The 18,193-nt window shown below is 39.1% G+C and carries 18 protein-coding genes; all 18 read right to left on the bottom strand.

Annotation, left to right across the window (positions count from 1 at the left end; genetic code table 11):
* Nucleotides 1-465: 465 nt before the first annotated feature.
* Nucleotides 466-1,269 carry a stage II sporulation protein SpoIIQ gene (locus tag LGQ02_RS19840; protein WP_226516010.1) on the bottom strand — a complete coding sequence of 268 codons (804 nt, stop codon included), beginning with the start codon at nt 1,267-1,269 and terminating at the stop codon, nt 466-468.
* Nucleotides 1,270-2,277: 1,008 nt separating this feature from the next.
* The gene (gene spoIID, locus LGQ02_RS19845; protein ID WP_226518385.1) at nt 2,278-3,351 is read right to left on the bottom strand and encodes a stage II sporulation protein D; all 1,074 of its coding nucleotides are present in this window, start codon (nt 3,349-3,351) and stop codon (nt 2,278-2,280) included.
* A 424-nt stretch (nt 3,352-3,775) separates the two neighbouring features.
* The gene (gene murA / locus LGQ02_RS19850; protein ID WP_226516011.1) at nt 3,776-5,101 is read right to left on the bottom strand and encodes a UDP-N-acetylglucosamine 1-carboxyvinyltransferase; all 1,326 of its coding nucleotides are present in this window, start codon (nt 5,099-5,101) and stop codon (nt 3,776-3,778) included.
* Nucleotides 5,102-5,133: 32 nt separating this feature from the next.
* Nucleotides 5,134-5,190, bottom strand: coding sequence for a hypothetical protein (locus LGQ02_RS21550; RefSeq protein WP_404802436.1), 57 nt, complete (start codon nt 5,188-5,190; stop codon nt 5,134-5,136).
* 20 nt (nt 5,191-5,210) lie between these two features.
* Entirely contained in the window at nt 5,211-5,360 is a 150-nt protein-coding gene (locus LGQ02_RS21555) for a YwmB family TATA-box binding protein (protein WP_404802437.1), read from the bottom strand.
* 635 nt (nt 5,361-5,995) lie between these two features.
* Nucleotides 5,996-6,229, bottom strand: a complete 234-nt coding sequence (locus LGQ02_RS19860) for a DUF1146 domain-containing protein (RefSeq protein ID WP_226516012.1) — start codon at nt 6,227-6,229, stop codon at nt 5,996-5,998.
* Nucleotides 6,230-6,802: 573 nt separating this feature from the next.
* Entirely contained in the window at nt 6,803-8,263 is a 1,461-nt protein-coding gene (locus LGQ02_RS19865; protein WP_226516013.1) for an NADH-quinone oxidoreductase subunit N, read from the bottom strand.
* Nucleotides 8,264-8,268: 5 nt separating this feature from the next.
* Nucleotides 8,269-9,801 (bottom strand): complex I subunit 4 family protein, encoded by a 1,533-nt coding sequence (locus LGQ02_RS19870; RefSeq protein ID WP_226516014.1) that lies wholly within the window; start codon nt 9,799-9,801, stop codon nt 8,269-8,271.
* Nucleotides 9,798-11,660, bottom strand: coding sequence for an NADH-quinone oxidoreductase subunit L (gene nuoL, locus LGQ02_RS19875; protein ID WP_226516015.1), 1,863 nt, complete (start codon nt 11,658-11,660; stop codon nt 9,798-9,800). Before nuoL ends, LGQ02_RS19870 begins: the two co-directional genes overlap by 4 nt.
* 48 nt (nt 11,661-11,708) lie before the next feature.
* On the bottom strand, nt 11,709-12,017 hold the full coding sequence (gene nuoK, locus LGQ02_RS19880; RefSeq protein WP_226516016.1) for an NADH-quinone oxidoreductase subunit NuoK: 309 nt from the start codon (nt 12,015-12,017) through the stop codon (nt 11,709-11,711).
* 1 nt (nt 12,018) lies between these two features.
* Entirely contained in the window at nt 12,019-12,516 is a 498-nt protein-coding gene (locus tag LGQ02_RS19885) for an NADH-quinone oxidoreductase subunit J (protein WP_226516017.1), read from the bottom strand.
* The gene (locus LGQ02_RS19890) at nt 12,513-12,968 is read right to left on the bottom strand and encodes a NuoI/complex I 23 kDa subunit family protein (protein WP_226516018.1); all 456 of its coding nucleotides are present in this window, start codon (nt 12,966-12,968) and stop codon (nt 12,513-12,515) included. The genes LGQ02_RS19885 and LGQ02_RS19890 overlap by 4 nt, the downstream gene beginning before the upstream one ends.
* Before the next feature lie 4 nt (nt 12,969-12,972).
* On the bottom strand, nt 12,973-13,932 hold the full coding sequence (nuoH, locus tag LGQ02_RS19895; protein WP_226518386.1) for an NADH-quinone oxidoreductase subunit NuoH: 960 nt from the start codon (nt 13,930-13,932) through the stop codon (nt 12,973-12,975).
* Nucleotides 13,932-15,041 (bottom strand): NADH-quinone oxidoreductase subunit D, encoded by a 1,110-nt coding sequence (locus LGQ02_RS19900; RefSeq protein ID WP_226516019.1) that lies wholly within the window; start codon nt 15,039-15,041, stop codon nt 13,932-13,934. The genes nuoH and LGQ02_RS19900 overlap by 1 nt, the downstream gene beginning before the upstream one ends.
* Before the next feature lie 14 nt (nt 15,042-15,055).
* Nucleotides 15,056-15,604: an NADH-quinone oxidoreductase subunit C gene (locus tag LGQ02_RS19905; RefSeq protein ID WP_226516020.1), complete on the bottom strand. Its 549-nt coding sequence runs from the start codon at nt 15,602-15,604 to the stop codon at nt 15,056-15,058.
* Nucleotides 15,601-16,128 carry a NuoB/complex I 20 kDa subunit family protein gene (locus LGQ02_RS19910; protein WP_226518387.1) on the bottom strand — a complete coding sequence of 176 codons (528 nt, stop codon included), beginning with the start codon at nt 16,126-16,128 and terminating at the stop codon, nt 15,601-15,603. The genes LGQ02_RS19905 and LGQ02_RS19910 overlap by 4 nt, the downstream gene beginning before the upstream one ends.
* Nucleotides 16,119-16,490 (bottom strand): NADH-quinone oxidoreductase subunit A, encoded by a 372-nt coding sequence (locus LGQ02_RS19915; protein WP_226516021.1) that lies wholly within the window; start codon nt 16,488-16,490, stop codon nt 16,119-16,121. Before LGQ02_RS19915 ends, LGQ02_RS19910 begins: the two co-directional genes overlap by 10 nt.
* 1,247 nt (nt 16,491-17,737) lie before the next feature.
* Nucleotides 17,738-18,139 carry a F0F1 ATP synthase subunit epsilon gene (locus tag LGQ02_RS19920; RefSeq protein ID WP_226516022.1) on the bottom strand — a complete coding sequence of 134 codons (402 nt, stop codon included), beginning with the start codon at nt 18,137-18,139 and terminating at the stop codon, nt 17,738-17,740.
* Nucleotides 18,140-18,193 lie beyond the last annotated feature (54 nt).

Genomic DNA, 18,193 nt, shown 5'->3' on the forward strand with positions numbered 1-18,193 from the left:
AGTGGAAAATACGAGCAACTCGAGTGAGAATACGAGCAACTTTCATGTGAATACGAGCAACTTTCATGTGAATACGAGCAACTCGAGTGAGAATACGAGCAACTCGAGTGAGAATACGAGCAACTAGAGTGAGAATACAAGTAACTCATGCTAATCGAGTAAATGTAGGTGAACTTTTTACTTAATTGTTTTTCTAAACAAAGGTTCTATGAACGATTCTTGGCGACTCCTCTTCTTATTTTCATTCACATTGGCACCAGACTACATAATGGCAAAGAACTCACGTACTTCGTTCTACTCCTAAATAGATTTATATGCTCGGACACAAAATAATTTCATTGAATCGTTTAGTGTATCCTTTTTTCACACAGGAAAAACAAAACTGCCAAGACGTTAAGTCCTGACAGTTTTGTTATGGGCGGGAGTGCTATTAGTTTTTTTCAATCTACTTTTTTTCTTCACTGATTATGATTCTTGTTTATCTGCTTCTGACTCTTCAGGCATTTCTTCTGATCCTGGTTCATCAGCAGCTTGATTTGGTTCAATCTCAGGTAAAGATGACATTGGTTGTTCCATGTAATCTAGTGGATTTACTGGTACACCTTCTTTTCTGATTTCAAAGTGTAAGTGAATCCCTGCGTCACTGTTGTATAGGTTTCGACCAGCTCGTGCGATAACATCGCCTTGCTTTACAGTTTGTCCTACCTCTACTTGAACACCTTCTAAACTTTGATAGATTGAAACAATGTCTTCATCATGTTCGACGTGAACAACATTTCCAAATAGGGCATCTTCTTCTGCTTTGACAACTGTACCGCTCATTGCTGCGATTACATCAAAGCTTTCACCCTCTTCTGAAGATAGATCAATGCCTCGATTTTGATAGTAATAGTTGTTGTATCGAATAAGGGCATTTTGCTGATCTTCTGCAGAAGCTTCGTAGTCATAGAATTCACCAACAACAGAAACTTCGTTTTCGTCTAACACTGGCATTTCAAACACTTCATTGCTTGCTGTAACTGGAACCGCTTCTTCTTCATCGGTTAATGCTTGATCTTCGTCCCCAGGTTGATCTATATCAAACTCTGAGTCTCTTTGATCCTCTGCTAAGTCTTCGCTAGTACCAGTTAACCACAAGAATGTTGTCAAAAAGATTGCTGCTAGTGTTAGATAAAGTGCGGGCACCGCCCAACGCTTTTTCATTAGACGTTTCAATTTCGCCTGTAATGGCTCCCTTTTGGAAGCTTGTTTTTCCTCGTTATGATTCATTTGATCACCACCTCAGCAACCATTCTGATCAAATCACGAGGAGTTTATACATTATTTTGAAAATTTTCTTTCTTCGAATCAATTTCATAACTCAAAACATGATGCCAAATTCAAAATGATGGGCGTGAACTCCACTTCAGACGGGCGCTTTCCCGATGGGTCTTCAGCTAACTTAGGCTCGATCACTCTTCGCCTAAGTGGATCTTCAGCTCGTTGCTCCTGCGGTTACTCGTCGCAGATAAACAGTGCTCCTGCGGTTACTCGTCGCAGCTCGAAGCAGTTCGAAGAAGTATTGCTCGTCGTTGTTCCTGCGATTACTCGTCACAGATAAACAGTGCTCCTGCGGTTACTCGTCGCAGCTCGGAGCAGTTCGAAGAAGTATTGCTCGTCGCTGATCCTCTGGGAGTCTCCGCCTTTCGTTACGATCACTTCAAAATAACACATACATTTAATAATAAATTAATAATATCATTTGTTGAATTGCACAAAAACGGAATTTGGAAATTGATTCCTTTCTAATCCATTTCGTACTTTTTTTGTCTTAAAGTCTGCCCTGAAAATTAGTGGTTCAGTTTGACAGTTTATGTGCTCGCTTTCACCTCTAGGCACAAGCGCGACATCCATTCAAGTTTCACTTCGTTCACTTTCATGGTGTCTCCTTTGCCACGGGCACGGCACGGGCTTCCCAAAACTCACTAAGTTTGTTTAGGGTGAACTTCGGCTCGTGCTGTTCCCGTCAGAGTCTCGCACAAACTGTCTAACATATTTCAAAATGAAAAAATTTTTTCATGTCTTATGGCGCTACCAATAAAATAAGCATGGAAGTCTATCCTGAAAATACATTTTACGTATTAAAAAGAGACATATTTTCAATAAAATTTTTTGAAAGTAGAAGCTACTAACTTTCGCTTTGCAAGGTGCTTCCATCCTTATCTAAAGCAACAATACATTTTGTGGGCATCAAGTGTAAATCATTAGCATGGTTGTTTACCACCAAAGTTTCCAAAGTTAGTTTGCAAATGCTTGTTCTTCTCCATCACCTTCACCATTTTCTTCAGTTGGACGATTTTTATGTGCAATGATAAGCCCAAGTACATCTTCTGCCTCATCAATTTCTACATCTTGATAATAATGAGAGATAATCTCCTTATAATCGTACCCATCCTTTGCCATTTGGTCTGCACCAAATTGGCTCATTCCAACGCCATGACCCCAACCTCTTGTTTCAATTCGAATCATATTCCCTTGTCGTTCCCAATCAAAGTCGCTTGAATCAAGATCTAGTAAATCTCTCACTTCTCTACCTGTAAATTCTATACCGCCTATATTTACTTCTGCCACTCTTCCACCAGTGGTTCTACTCATGATTTCTCCTGGAGGACCATTATTAATGTTTACATTCAATTCTTTTTCGAATTCTTGTACTGAAAGGATTTTTTCACCTGCATAACGAGGCGACGACTTATCCCAAGGACTTTCTACACTTCGTAGATAAGGAATTTCATTCTTCCAATATTCTTCGGAGTTTTCCGTATAACCGTTACTCGTCGAAAAATAAGCTGCAGTAATTGGCTCACCATTATATGTGATGATCTTTCCTCCAGTTTCGTAGACAGCTTGCTTTACACGCGCCATCTTCCATTCATAATCTGATCCCCAGCGCTCTATTAACTCTTCTTTATTTTTATATACTTGATGCATAACAGTATCTGTCACATTTGCTCCATCCGGTAAATTAATATCTGTACCGGTTGTCAAAAGCTTAATAATATACGTGCGGGCAGTAAGCGCCTGTGCCTTTAATGCTTCCATTTCATAAGTAGCAGGCATTTCAGAAGCGACTACCCCAGCTATATATTCTTCAAATGGAACATCCTCAATGATTTCTTGTTCAGCTCTAAAAACAGAGATATACTCTACCTCTTCAGCTTCTCCCATTATAACTGGCTCAGGTTCCTCATCATTAACCCTCTCGTATGTTGACAGTCCCGGTTCATCTTTTTGAAAAGCTACAACTAATATTGATGGAATAACTAACAAGACAACCATTAATAGTAGTGTAAAAAATACTAGCTGTTTCATCACTTATGATCTCCTCTCCTCAAGGTGCTTGTTCAACGCTCTATACAACAATATCTATGAACGTCTATTACTAGTTAGAACAAAAAGAGAGAAGAATATACTAGATTTTAATAGAATTACTAGAGCAAATTAAATTGAGTGAAATGGAATCAATCGTGTTGGTCTTTCTCTGACGGAAAAAACTGAAATTGCTCGTATTCTCGCCCTAGTTGATTGTATTTACACTAAAGTTGCTTGTATTTACTCTGAAGTTGCTTGTATTCTCAACCTAGTTGCAAGTATTCACTCAAAAGTTGCTTGTATCCTCACCCTAGATAGCTATTTCCGTCAAATTTCATAACCATATATTAAAACCCCTTGATCATCGCAACCTTTTGATGATCAAGGGGTTTTAAGGTGTAACTTTTATACTACATTTTCACTATTAAGCAAAGTTTGGATCCATTTTCAATGGTGCTGGTGCTTCAAGGTTTTCTAACTCAGTATGCTCTTCTTCATACACGCGTTCAATGTCTGCACCTAAGTTTTTCAGTTTACCTGAAAAGTTTACGTAGCCACGATCCACGTGCTTTAATTCTGTGACACGTGTATAACCGTCTGCAACGAGTCCTGCTAAAATAAGTGCTGCACCAGCTCGAAGGTCTGTAGCTGATACTTCTGCACCTTGAAGTTCAGTTGGTCCAGAAATAATTGCTGTTCTACCTTCAATTTTAATGTTTCCATTCATGCGACGGAATTCTTCTACATGCATAAAACGGTTTTCGAATACTGTTTCAGTAATCACACTCGTGCCTTCAGCACATAGCATTAGTGCCATCATTTGTGATTGCATATCTGTTGGAAAACCAGGGTGCGGCATCGTTTTGATATCGGTTGCCTTAAGCTTTTCTGGTCCGATGACACGTAGACCGGTACTTTCTTCAAAAATGATGACACCCATTTCTGTCATTTTTGCAATTAATGGACGTAAATGCTCTGGTAGAACATTTTCAATGAGTACATTTCCTCCGGAGATTGCAGCTGCAATCATAAACGTTCCCGCTTCAATTCGATCAGGAATAATCGTGTGCTCTGCTGCTGTTAGTTCTTTTACACCTTCAATACGAATTGTGCCAGTACCTGCACCACGTACTTTTGCTCCCATTGCATTCAAATAGTTGGCAAGATCAACAATTTCAGGCTCTTCTGCTGCATTCTCAATGATCGTTGTACCTTTTGCCATTGTTGCTGCCATCATAATGTTTTCCGTGGCCCCTACACTTGGGAAATCTAAATAAATTTTTGCGCCACATAACTGATCTTTAACTTTTGCTTCGATAAATCCATTACCGATTTCTACTTCGGCTCCCATTGCTTCAAAGCCTTTTAAGTGTTGGTCAATTGGTCTTGAACCAATTGCACATCCTCCAGGTAAAGCGATACGTGCATGACCCTTACGTGCTAATAAAGGGCCCATCACTAAAAATGATGCTCTCATTTTACGAACATATTCAAACGGTGCTTCTACGTTTAGATCACCTTCTGCATTAACAGAAAACTGACCGTTTTCATAAGAAACATCTGCATTTAAATTTCGTAAAACTTCGCTGATTGTGTATACATCAGCAAGTGGTGGTACATCATATATTGTGCTCTTCCCTTTGCTGGCCAAAATGGATGCAGCGATGACCGGCAAAACGGCATTTTTAGCTCCTTCAACTCGGACAGTGCCGTTCAAGCGCCTGCCACCGCGGACGATGATTTTTTCCAAAGTATTCCCCTCCGCGTCCATATTCTATATTATTAATATTCAGTCGTAATAATTGGTGTGCCAATTGTAACGGTTATTTCGCCGCCCAATCGTAATTCTTCTCTTAATGCTACTTTAATTTCATCGATTGTCCGTTCGTTTCAATTGAATTAACCAAAAAAGATGTGTATGCTGATAATGAAACGAAAGATTTCTCGAGAAGTTGTTCAACGTAATCAGCCTCAAAGTCTGTGACAATTTCTGTTGCTCGTTCATTAATGCCTGTTTGCCATTGCCTCCTGCTACTGTCCCTTCAACGGATCGATGGATTGTATGCAGCGATTTACCCGTGGCGAACAGAGTGGAGAACGCGGTTTCCCTATTAGGTACGGGAATAAACGAAGCTTCATATATTATATACGCTTTTTAGTGATGGTTGTTTCACTTAAAAGTGCAAAATTGCCACTTTTTTTTGAAGCAGTTAAGTTGCATCTCAGTTTAGCGACTCTTGCCAAACTAGATCATCTGCTTTTCGTCAACTATTTAAGAGATGTTATGCGTTGCTCAGCATATTTATAAAGTTCATTTGCTAAAAGAAATCACTCTTCATACAATGACGATATAAATAAGTGCACTGTTGACGAACAACCGTTCTGTGAATTGTTACATTCTATTATGCGTTTTTTTGTCACATCAGTGGATAAATGTGCCTCATTTTCATTAGGTCGACTTTTGAATCGCTAATAAATACCAACTCTAAATTGATAAATGAAATTTCCTCTTACCTTCTCCCAAGACGCTCTTTCCAACGACTATTTCTTATTTAAATTGTTGCCTCTTAGGAAAAAGACATACATGGAAGTATCCACTAATTAATGACAAGAGCGACTAACCATGGTGTAATTACTTTTTCTGTTAAAACAGATGTCTTAGCATCATAGACCAATTCAAATAATTGAGTAAGAAGCTGCTTACTAAGTGGGTAATACTAAGAGTAAATAAAACTATAAATGCTTTTGCCTTTACCCCTTCTGGGTTCTTTAAAAATAAATCGAACTTAAAAGACTGGATTGACCACCAGACAACGATAAGCACTAATAAGTTAACAATAATACTCAACAATGCCTGTTGACCCATAGACTCAAGCATTTTAACCCCTCCACATACATTCGTAACAGCTTCAATGTTTACGACGACTTTTTTATCTCCCCTCATTTATACCATTTTGCTTAACCACTCATTTGTTAAAAAGGGCTAACCTTAAATGAATAAACGGGGACAAACTTAATGATACATAAAAGTGGCTGAAAATGCTATGGTTAAATTCCCTAATTTTGTAGGATTATACTCCTGTTTGTTGCATATGGAGGATATTTGTTTGTTGCTGTCGAATGAGCTCAAATCGACTTTGTATTTAAGTACATAACCCAAGATGTTTGCTTGTAAACCTACTCCAAGAAAAAACTTCAATTTTCTTACAGAGCTACTTTGTTAGTACTTATTTTCAACAGCCACTCTTGAGAGATTTCTTTCCTCCATTTAATTTTTTCAAACATTTTTAACACCAAAGTTTATTTAGTGCCTTGAAAAAATCGAGTGCCTCCCCTGAGCTTTTTATACTAAGCTTATCGCCAAGTCTGATCATAAAAAAAGCCCCGCCACTAACACACTCAGTAAATAGTGCGTAAGCAGGGGACTTTTTCTGTCCGTCATACAAATCTTTTACATAAACATTGCCATCCAGCCTATGTTGTTAAAGTAATTCGTTAACAAGTTTGGCAAGATTCCTAAAAGAATCGTTCCCACAAGAGAAACGGTAACAACTGCTGATAAGGCAGTAGGTACTTGAAGTTCTCTATCACTTTCTTTTGGTTCACGCATGAACATTTGCTTGATGATCCCAAAGTAGTAATAAAACGAAACGATACTTGTAACAATCATGATCACTGCAAGCCATAGCATATCAGCTGTGACAGCTCCGTATAAAATATATACTTTGCCAAAGAATCCAGCTGTAAGTGGTAGCCCGCCGAGTGAGACGAGAAATACGGTCATGGCAATGGCCATATACGGTGAACGGCGATACAGCCCTGAAAAGCTTGTGATGTCTTCACTTCCCGCTTTTTCTGTAACAAGCGTAATAACCGCAAATGCACCTAATGTCATTAGTACATAAGCAACAGCGTAAAATGCCACCATACTTAGTGTTGTATTTAACGTTAAAGCAGCTGCAATTGGAACGAGTATATATCCCGCCTGCGCAATTCCAGAATAAGCCATAAGTCTTTTTACATTCGTTTGTGTTAAAGCGATAAAGTTTCCGACAATCATTGTCAGAGCCGCTAAAATTGCGAAAATGAAAGCCCATTCTGTATATACTGAGCCAAATCCTACGAAGAAGACGCGTAAGATGATCCCAAATGCTGCAAGCTTGGAAACAACTGTTAAAAATGCTGTAACCGGAGTCGGTGACCCTTCATATACGTCTGGAGCCCACATATGGAACGGAACGATGGCAATTTTAAAGCCAAAACCTGCTAACATAAATAATAAGCTAAGTGTGACCATAAACGTATATTCTTCAAATAGAGTCGGCATTACTTGCCCAATCTCTACAAGACTTGTCGTTCCTGTTAATCCATATAGGAATGACATTCCGTATAAAATAAACGCTGACGCTGCTCCACCTAAAATCACATATTTTAAAGCAGCTTCTGTTGACTTCTTCGTATGCTTTTTAAACCCGGCTAAACAGTACGAAGAAATACTGAGAATCTCTAGACCGATGAATAGCGTAATTAAGTCTGCTGAGGAGACCATAATCATCGTTCCTAACGCTGCAAAGAGCATAAGTGAATAATATTCTCCTTGATAGACATCTTCATTACGGTCTAAGTAGTACATACTTATTGCGATAACGAGCGCTACTCCTGAGAGGAGAATGACTTTAAAGATCATCGCAAACGCATCAATATAGAACATATCAGCAATACTAGCTGTTTGATTATTTGTCAAAATCACGAGTACGATCGTGATTAAAAGGGAAATGATACTTAAACGCCCAATAAAAGGCTTTTTCCCATGGATCCCAGTCATAAAGTCGATTGTAAAGATAATCAGCGCCAGAGTAGCAAAAACAATTTCCGGAGTCATTAAAGACCAGTTGGCATCAAAAGCTGACATTGTCTTTAACCCCCTATCCTCGACACGAAGTCGATTACTGTAATGTTGATGACGTCACTTAAGATGTTCGGGTAAATTCCAATAAGGAGACTTAATGCTAATAGTCCTACCATCGGAATATATTCCATTGGCCTTGCATCTTGGAGACCTTTATATTTCTCATTCATTTCTCCAAATGTTGTGCGTTGCATTGCCCAAAGGAGGTATGCTGCGGTTAAAATGATTCCAAGTCCTGCGATCACACCAATTAATGTTGCTGCTGGAATAATTTCAGCCGGTGCACCAAAGATACCGATAAATGCTAACAACTCACTGACAAAGCCTGATAACCCTGGAAGGCCAACTGACGCCATCGCGGCTGCTAACATAAAACCTGCAAGTATAGGAATTGATTTGGATAAGCCGCCAAGTTCTGAAATCGTTCTTGTCTTTGTTCGTTCATAAATAGCACCGACCATAAAGAATAGTAAGGCAGCTATGAACCCGTGCGAGACGAGCTGGAAAATCGCTCCTTGCATTCCTGATACAGTAACTGATGCAGCTCCGAGTAAAACAATACCCATATGACTAATACTCGAGAAGGCAACAAGTCGTTTCAAATCGGTTTGAACGAGTGCGAGCAATGCTCCATATATAATGTTGATAACACCAAGAATTGCAATGAGAGTTGCAAATCGAGCTGCTTGATCTGGCAAAATACCAAATGCGATTCTTAATAAACCGTAACCACCCATTTTTAATAACACACCTGCTAAAATCATACTCGCAGCAGTTGGTGCTTCAACGTGTGCATTTGGTAACCACGTATGGAACGGGAAGATCGGTAGCTTAACGGCAAAAGCAACGAATAAGGCTAAGAATAACCCGCCTTTAAATGTAGCTGTTAATGCTTCTGGGTTTGCCGGATTCGCATAAATTTCCGCTAAGCGGATCATACTAAAGGATGTTTCTTGGAAATTCATCGCTTCTGCGCCTTTTAAGTACATCGCAATAAAGGCAATGAACATGATCGCACTTCCAAGCCCTGTATAGACTAAGAACTTAAATGATGCATATTCCTTCCCTTTTCCACCCCAAATTCCGATAATGAAAAACATTGGAATTAGCGTTAGCTCAAAGAATAAGAAGAAAAGGAACAAATCTAAAGAAACAAATACACCGAGCATCCCTGTAAGAAGAACGAGAATCCAAACGTAAAATTCTTTTACTCGTTCCTTAATAGAAAAGGATGCAAAGATTGATAGTGTCGTAACGACGGTCGTTAATACGAGAAGTGGCATTGAAAGACCGTCAACACCCAATTCATAGTTTAATTGAAGAAAGCCGATATCAATCCACGGAACAAATTGTTCAAATTGTAATCCTGAATAGCTTCGATCAAATCCATGCCAGATAACAAGTGATAAGACAAGCGTAATGACACCGGTTCCTACTGCTAATGAACGAATGACATTTTGATTCTCTTTTGGAATGGTTAAGATAAACAGCGCCACAATGAGTGGTAAAAACACGAGAATTGATAGAATATTTGGGATCATCCTAAATACCCCCTTAACACGAAGGCAAGAGCAATGATCGCTATTCCTCCGATGATCGTCACAAGGCCATATGTCTGAAGCTGACCGTCATGACGTTTTCCAAATGTTCGCCCTGTATTTTTTGTCAAGCGTCCAACGAAGTTTACGATCGCGTCAATAAAGTATCGATCAAGCTCCCATAATACTTTACCAATTGCGACTGTCGGACGAACGAACACTTTTGCATATAGCTCATCCATATAATATTTATTTAATAATAATTTATGGACAGCCGGAGCTTTTCCAGAAACGGCATCTGGTGAAATGGATCCTTTATAGTACATCGCCCATGCAAGGAGAATCCCTCCACCTGCAACAACTAATGAAAGAACCGCTAACCATAGTTCACCGTGAGGTTGGCCGCCAATGTTTAAACCTTGCATTAGAAACCCTTCTAGCGGATACCCTGCAAACGGTGCATTTACAAGCCCTGCAGTAACGGCTAAAAATGCTAACACCGCTAACGGCATTGTCATTAATTTCGTATTTTCATGTGGTTCATGATCGCCACGGAATTCACCTGTAAAGGCTTTAAAGAATAGTCTAAACATATAGAAAGCTGTCATAAACGCTGTAACAATAGCCATTGTAAATAGTAAGGCGTCACCATTTAACCAAGCTGCTGCTAAAATTTCTTCTTTACTCCAGAAACCAGCAAATGGGAAGACCCCTGCAATAGCTAGTGCACCAAGTAAAAAGGTTACAGACGTTACTTTCATTCGCTTCCAAAGACCACCCATTTCTCGAATATCTTGTCGGTGGTGCACAGCGTAAATGACACTACCTGCTCCAAGGAAAAGTAACGCTTTGAAAAATGCATGTGTCATAAGGTGGAACAGTCCTGCAACATAACCGGCTGTACCAAGTGCTAACATCATAAAACCTAGCTGACTAATCGTTGAATATGCTAATATTCGTTTAATATCTGTGTTCACAAGTGCGATCGTTGCTGCAAATAACGCGGTAATCGCCCCTGTGTATGCAACGACTGTCATTGCTGTGCTTGATGCTAGGAATAATGGATACATGACCCCAACTAAGTACACCCCAGCTGCTACCATCGTAGCTGCGTGGATTAACGCACTAACCGGTGTAGGCCCTTCCATTGCATCAGGTAACCAGACGTGAAGAGGAAATTGTGCTGATTTACCGACAGCCCCTAAGAAAATACAGATCGCGATGATCGTAATCATCGTATCATTGACTAACCCTGCTTCAACTGCAGCAAAAATTTCTCCATATTCGAAACTTCCAGTTGCATTGAAGAGGAGAACAAGACCAATAAGAAGTCCAACATCCCCAATTCTCGTCGTTAAAAAAGCTTTTTTAGCCGCTGCTGCCGCTTCAGGCTTAAAGTACCAAAATCCAACGAGTAAGAAGGAACAAAGACCGACTAGCTCCCAAAAGATAAATAGTTGTAAAACGTTTGGAGCTAAGACGAGACCAAGCATCGAAAATGAGAACAATCCTAAATATGAATAAAAAACATGGATTCTATCATCTTCATGCATATATTCTTTTGAGAAAATGTGGACTAATAAACTTACAAGAGTTACAACGATAAGCATCATTGCATTTAATGGAGTAACTTCATACCCCATGGTAATTGTACTACTGCCAAATGTAATCCATTCAACGACATATGTGTAAGTTTCTCCGCCAATCCGTTCAAACAGTACGATCACTGAAAGAATGAAAGAAAGGGCCAAGGCTGTTATTCCAACGTAGGAAGCATTCCGTTTAAGCGTTCTTCCAAAGAACAACAGGATGATGAAGGCGATTAGCGGAAAGACCGGTATTAACCAGGCGTTTTGTATCATACCATCACCTTTTCTTCGTTTAGTCTCATAAAGATGGTGTTCAAATCCTTACCAGCGCAGTAAATCATGTTTAATGATGTCGATTGACTTTCGATTTTTATAAAGCGCGATGAGGATAGCTAAACCGACAGCTGCTTCAGCTGCTGCGACGGTTATGACGAACAGTGTAAATACTTGCCCTGTAATATTGGCAAATGGTCCAATACTAGAGAAAGCAACTAAATTAATATTGACTGAGTTAAGCATAAGTTCAACACATACTAAGACTATGACTAAATGACGTCTTGTTAAAATTCCGTATAATCCGATACAAAATAAAATGGCTCCTAGTGCTAAAAACAGCGTAATTGGCACCATATTATTCAGCCTCCTTCCGCGCGATAACAATCGCTCCCACAAGGGCGGCTGTTAATAAAAACCCTACAGCAATGAAGGCGATGATATAATTCCCGTATAATTCGAGTCCAATACTTTCTGCTGTACCAATGTAATGGTCTTCGTTTACCGGCAAATCCATGCTTATTATTCCGTAGAGCATTGCTCCTAAAAGACCAGATACAGCGATAAAGCTTAAGAATTTATGAACTTTACGTGGGTTGCCTCCAAACGATACATTTCTGTGGTCTGTCATCATCATACCGAAGATGAATAGGATCGTAATCGCCCCAACATACACCATAATTTGAACGATCCCGATAAATTCAGCACGAAGCAAGAAGTACAGACCTGCTATCGCTAAAAAACTAAACGCCATCGAAACAATACGGTGAGAAATCTTCTTAAAACCGAGAACGCAGACCGCACCAGCTATTGCAACAATTGCTAAAATGAGAAAAAAGATCATGTGGACATTCACTTACCTTCACCTCTTCCTTCAGGCTCCGGCACTGGATCCGATTCTTCGTAATTTCCATATATGTGGTTATCAGAAAGCCATTTTATATCTTTAAAATGTTCAGACCTATTAAAGGTACACAAATTGTCATACCGCGCTGTCATAACAATCGCATCTGTCGGACAAACTTCTGTACAAAAGTCACATAAAATACAGCCTTGAAAATCGATATTGTACGTATCGATCACTTTCTTTTTTGGATTTTCTTCGCTCTTTTTCCCTGTTAACGTGATGACATCTGTTGGGCATGCTTGAACGCATAAATTACAAACGATACATTTATCAGGGAAGAAACGGTGAATCCCTCTGAACCTTTGAGGCATAATTACTTTTTCTTCTGGATATTGGATGGTGAACTTCTTTTTTCTGAAATAGTTCAGCGTTACACCGAAACCTTTTAGTAAACGAAACATTTTATCACCCCATCCACACTTTAATAATCGACGTTATAACAATGTTTAGTAACGCTAACGGGATGAGTACCTTCCAACCGAATTTCATTAAATGGTCGACTCTCGCACGTGGTAATGTTGCACGTAGCCAATACCAGATGAACATGAAGATACACATCTTAAGCAAGAACCAAACAATTCCTGGTAAAAATGCTGGGCCTAACCAGCCTCCAAGGAATAGAATCGTTGCTAACGCAGAAATCGCAAGAGCATATGTGTATTCTGCGAGCATAAAGAAAGCAAAGCGAAATCCGGAATATTCCGTATGGTAACCAGAAACAAGTTCTGATTCGGCCTCTGGCAAATCAAATGGTGATCGGTTTAATTCAGCAATTGAAGAGATTAAATATACGATAAACGCTAAAATTTGTGGGACGATAAACCATACGCCCATGCTTTCTTGATAAAATACGATATCTCTCAAATTCAAGGAGCCTGCAATAATGACAACCCCTAAAACGGATAAGACGAGTGGAATTTCGTAACTTACCATTTGAGCGACACCGCGGATAGAACCTAATAACGAGTATTTGTTATTTGAACTCCATCCTCCCATTAATACACCGAGCATCGTAATCGATGATAACCCTAAAAAGTAAAGCAGACCGATATTTAAGTCCGCGCCGTATATGTTTTCGCTCCATGGAATAACGGCCAAAACACCAAAAGCAGGAGCAAATGAAAGGACCGGCGCTAAAATAAAGATCTTTCTATCTACCGCTTGCGGAATGATATCTTCTTTCAGCAAGAGTTTCATTACGTCAGCTATTGTTTGAAACATTCCCCAAGGACCGTGTCTATTTGGTCCTACTCGAATTTGCATATAGCCGATTACTTTTCGTTCAAATAATATCGCGAACGTAACTGCCCCTAGTAATAATTGAAGAACGATGACCGCGTAAAGGATCATACTTAGTAAATCCATCACGCATCAACCTCCCCGAGAACGACATCTAAACTTCCGAAAATCGTAACGAGGTTTTGAATTGACTCTCCTACTAACATATCTTGCAAGATCGAGACGTTTACAAAGGATGGTCTACGAAGCTTTACACGGTATGGTTTATTTTTTTTGTTACTTATGATATAAACACCAATTTCACCTTTTGAAGCTTCACAGCGTTTGTATACTTCTCCAGCAGGAGGTTTAATCATCATTAATCGCTTTCCTTTTTTATGAATGATGTCCCCTTCTGGTATTTGATCGCACGCCTGTTCAATGATCTTTAATGATTCATGCATTTCTGCAATTCTCACTTTATATCTTGCAAAAGCATCTCCCTCTTCACGTACTGGTACATCGAAGTCGAAGCGGTCATATATCGAATATGGCTCTGTTTTTCTTAAATCGATACCGACCCCACTTGCTCTTGCGATTGGTCCTGTTAGCCCCCAGTTAATAACATCCTCTTTTGATAACTTGCCTACCCCTATCGTTCTCGCCTGGAATATTTCATTTCCAGTAACGAGCGTGTCATACTCTTTAATATTTTCACGAACTTCTTTTACCGTTTCTATTACCTTTTCGATCCACCCGTCTGGAGCATCCCATTTCACCCCACCGATACGCATGTAGTTAAAGGTCATTCGAGCACCACTAATTTCATTTAATCGATCTAAAATCAAATCTCGGTCTCTAAACGCGTAAAGGAATGGGCTTAATGCACCGATATCTAGTAAATACGTTCCCCACCAAACAAGGTGACTTGCAATTCGGTTTAATTCCATCGTAATGACTCGTAAGTACTCTGCGCGCTCAGGTATCTCCCAACCTAGCAACTCCTCAACACCAGCACAATAAATATAGTTATTTGTCATGGCATTTAAATAATCGAGTCGATCTGTGTAAGGGATAAACTGCGAATACATAAACCCTTCAGCAAGCTTTTCAGACCCGCGATGTAAATAGCCCATAATCGGTTCTGCTTCACGAATGGTCTCTCCATTAACTTTTACTTGCAAACGGAAAACACCATGTGTACTTGGGTGTTGCGGCCCCATATTCAACGTCATTTCTTCTGTTTTAATCGCCATGTACGTAGCACCCCCTAATCCAAGCCTAGGGCTTTCTTGTCTGTGACGTAGTCTTTCCTTAACGGATGACCTTCCCAATCATCTTCAAGCAAGATACGCTTTAAATTCCAATGTCCAGGGAAGTCTATTCCTAGTAAGTCATATGTTTCTCTTTCTAAATAATCAGCTGTTTTCCATACCGATTCGACTGAGACAACTGACGGTTTTTCACGAGGTGTTTTTACTTTGACATATAAATACTGATCTAATTTTGTGGAGTAAAAGTTGTAAACGACTTCCATATGTTCATCGTAATCAACCCCAGTAATGCAGGAGAGAAAATCAAATTGAAGGTCGGAATCATCATGAAGGAATTTTGCTAGTTTCAAAGACCAATTAGAGCTTTCTAGTATAATCATCGGTTTATCAAAGTTCAGCTTCGCTTCTGCGACGACTTCATCTCCTTGGAAGTGATTTACCTTTTCAACGAACATGTCTAAAACTTCCTGATTCGGATGCACTTCAACTACTTCTTCTTGTTCCTCTTGTTCTTGATTTTGTTTGTTGTTTTTTTCTTCTGTCATTCTGGACTCACCTTCTCTCCTTTTGCTTCAAGGCGAATCTTCTCACGTAATTTTTCAACACCATCTAATAATGCAGGAGGAGTTGGTGGACAACCAGCAACGTAAACATCAACTGGAACAATTTTGTCTACACCGTTCAATACACTATACGCTTCTTTGTATGGACCACCACATGTTGCACATGAGCCCATCGCAATCACCCATTTCGGCTCTGGCATTTGGTCATACAAAGTTCGTAGAACAGGTGCCATCTTAGAAGTAACAGTTCCGGCTACGATCATGACATCAGAGTGACGAGGTGACGCTCTAAAAATGACCCCGAAACGGTCAAAGTCATATCTTGCTGCACCGGTTCCCATCATTTCGATCGCGCAACAAGCTAAACCGAACGTTAATGGCCAAAGTGATGATGTTCTTGACCACGCTTTTAACTGTTCAACTTTCGTAAAAAATACATTCCTCTTTACATCTTCCAATACTCTCGGATCATAGTGTTCTAAATCTTTAAACCCTTTTAGTTCCATTCCAGCACCTTCTTTTTCCAAGAATATGCAAGCCCTAATCCTAAAATCGTAATGAAGATTAACATTGCATTAAGACCTACCCACCCTAGCTGATCTAAAGCAACAGCCCATGGGTACAAGAAAACGGTTTCAACATCAAAAATGATGAACTCAATCGCTACAATGTAGTAGGCGACGTGAAACCTGACTTGAGCATCTCCCGTTGGCTCGATCCCACTTTCATAAGTCGTCAATTTTTCCTTATAGGGATTTTTCGGTCGAACAAACCGGCCAAACGTGAGTGCTACGACTGGAAGCGCAACTCCTAGCAAAATAAAGATAATGACATACACCAAACTGTCATAATAAACTCCCAGTTCCATATGTTCACTCCCCTCCATTTCATGATACTGTGTTACTCCAACTCACACCCAAATTATAACAAAGTACATCAAAAATTGTCTATATTATTCTGAATTCTCAGTTTTCTAACGTTGTTATAGTGATTATGTTGTTAATTGGGTGTTCAATAAATCATAATCGTTTACACCCGTTGATATGAAAGAGTTTTTTTGAAGTCAAGCCCGCTAAATTTAATTAAATTAAATATTATCAAATAATCATTATTTTTATACATACTTTCCTTGTGTTATTCTTAAGTAAATTATCTGTTTATTCTGAATGGTTTTTATTCCCAATTCATCTGTGTGATTTTTTTCAGATGGACAATGAGTGACACTTTGAAGCAGCTCAGATTTCCAAGCATTCCTCCTTTATAATTGGCATCTAGTCTTCTTTACAAAGACTATAACAGTTGTGGGGGTATATATATAACAGTTCTATAAACAAACTTAATAAATAACTTTGTTTAAAAAGTGTGTCCAAAAAATGAACTTTTCACATATTTTGTGAAACACGGTTTGGACATCTCGTTATTTATTTATATAGAACAAGTCCCTCCTTTACTATTGAATTCATTATCTGAAATAAATATGTCTTGATTTTAAAAAGAATTTGTTACAAGTTTTTGAAGTAGATCATTGAAGATTCTCTATGAAGATTTATGGAGATCATTAATAGGATCCGTCGAATTCTACAGATTTCAAAGGGACATGTTTCACCAATTACCGAGGGAATAGGAGATTTTTTCACAAAAAGTGCTGCAAGTTTTTTCTACTGTTAAAATAGGATTGAAACGTGCAGACATTCGACTTTTTTCTATTTATAAAGAAAACTCGCCGATTGGCGAGCCTTTTAGGCGAAGACAAAGGCGTAGTTGCACTTATACTATACACATAAAAATTTTCACTACGCCGAAATTGCTTCTTAGCTAAAATTTTATAAATTCTAACGTGTAAAAAGCGAATCAATTTCATAACTCAAAATATGATAACTAATTCCCAATAATGAGCGTGACCTTCACTTCAAAATAAAACGTACACTTAATGATAAATTTATAATATCATTCGTTTCATTGCACAAAAAACGAAATTATGAAATTGATTCAAGCAACAACCTTTTAAAAAAGGCTTTGTTCAAGTCTAGTGTTGATTTCACAACAAAGTTGAATCAATGAAAAGCTTGCAAAAAAACACCCGCCAGCAAATTGCTGCGAGTGTTTTTAGGGTATTTATCTATCTGAAACTTCAAGGCGATTAATCGCACGTTTCAGAGCTAATTCTGCTCTCTTGAAATCGATGTTATCTTTTTTCGCTTGCTCTAAGCGGCGCTCTGCACGTTCTTTTGCTGCACGAGCACGAGCTACATCGATATCTGATGGGAGTTCAGCAGATTCAGCTAATATATTTACTTCGTCAGGGCGAACTTCCATTAAACCGCCACTGACAGCAATGAGCTGAACCTTTGAATCTTTTTTTATACGAACGGCACCAATGGATAGTGGCGAAACGAGTGGTAAGTGATTGGCCATAATCCCCATCTCACCATCTAAAGTTTTCGCGACAACCATTTCTACCTGTCCTTCAAATACACTGCCATCAGGAGTGACGACATTTGCTTGCATCGTCTTCACGGTTCACCCTCCTCCTTTAACGAAGTGTTCATAACATGGAAAACATGCATTTAA

The sequence above is a fragment of the Bacillus shivajii genome (genome assembly GCF_020519665.1).
Classification (GTDB): domain Bacteria; phylum Bacillota; class Bacilli; order Bacillales; family Salisediminibacteriaceae; genus Bacillus_CA; species Bacillus_CA shivajii.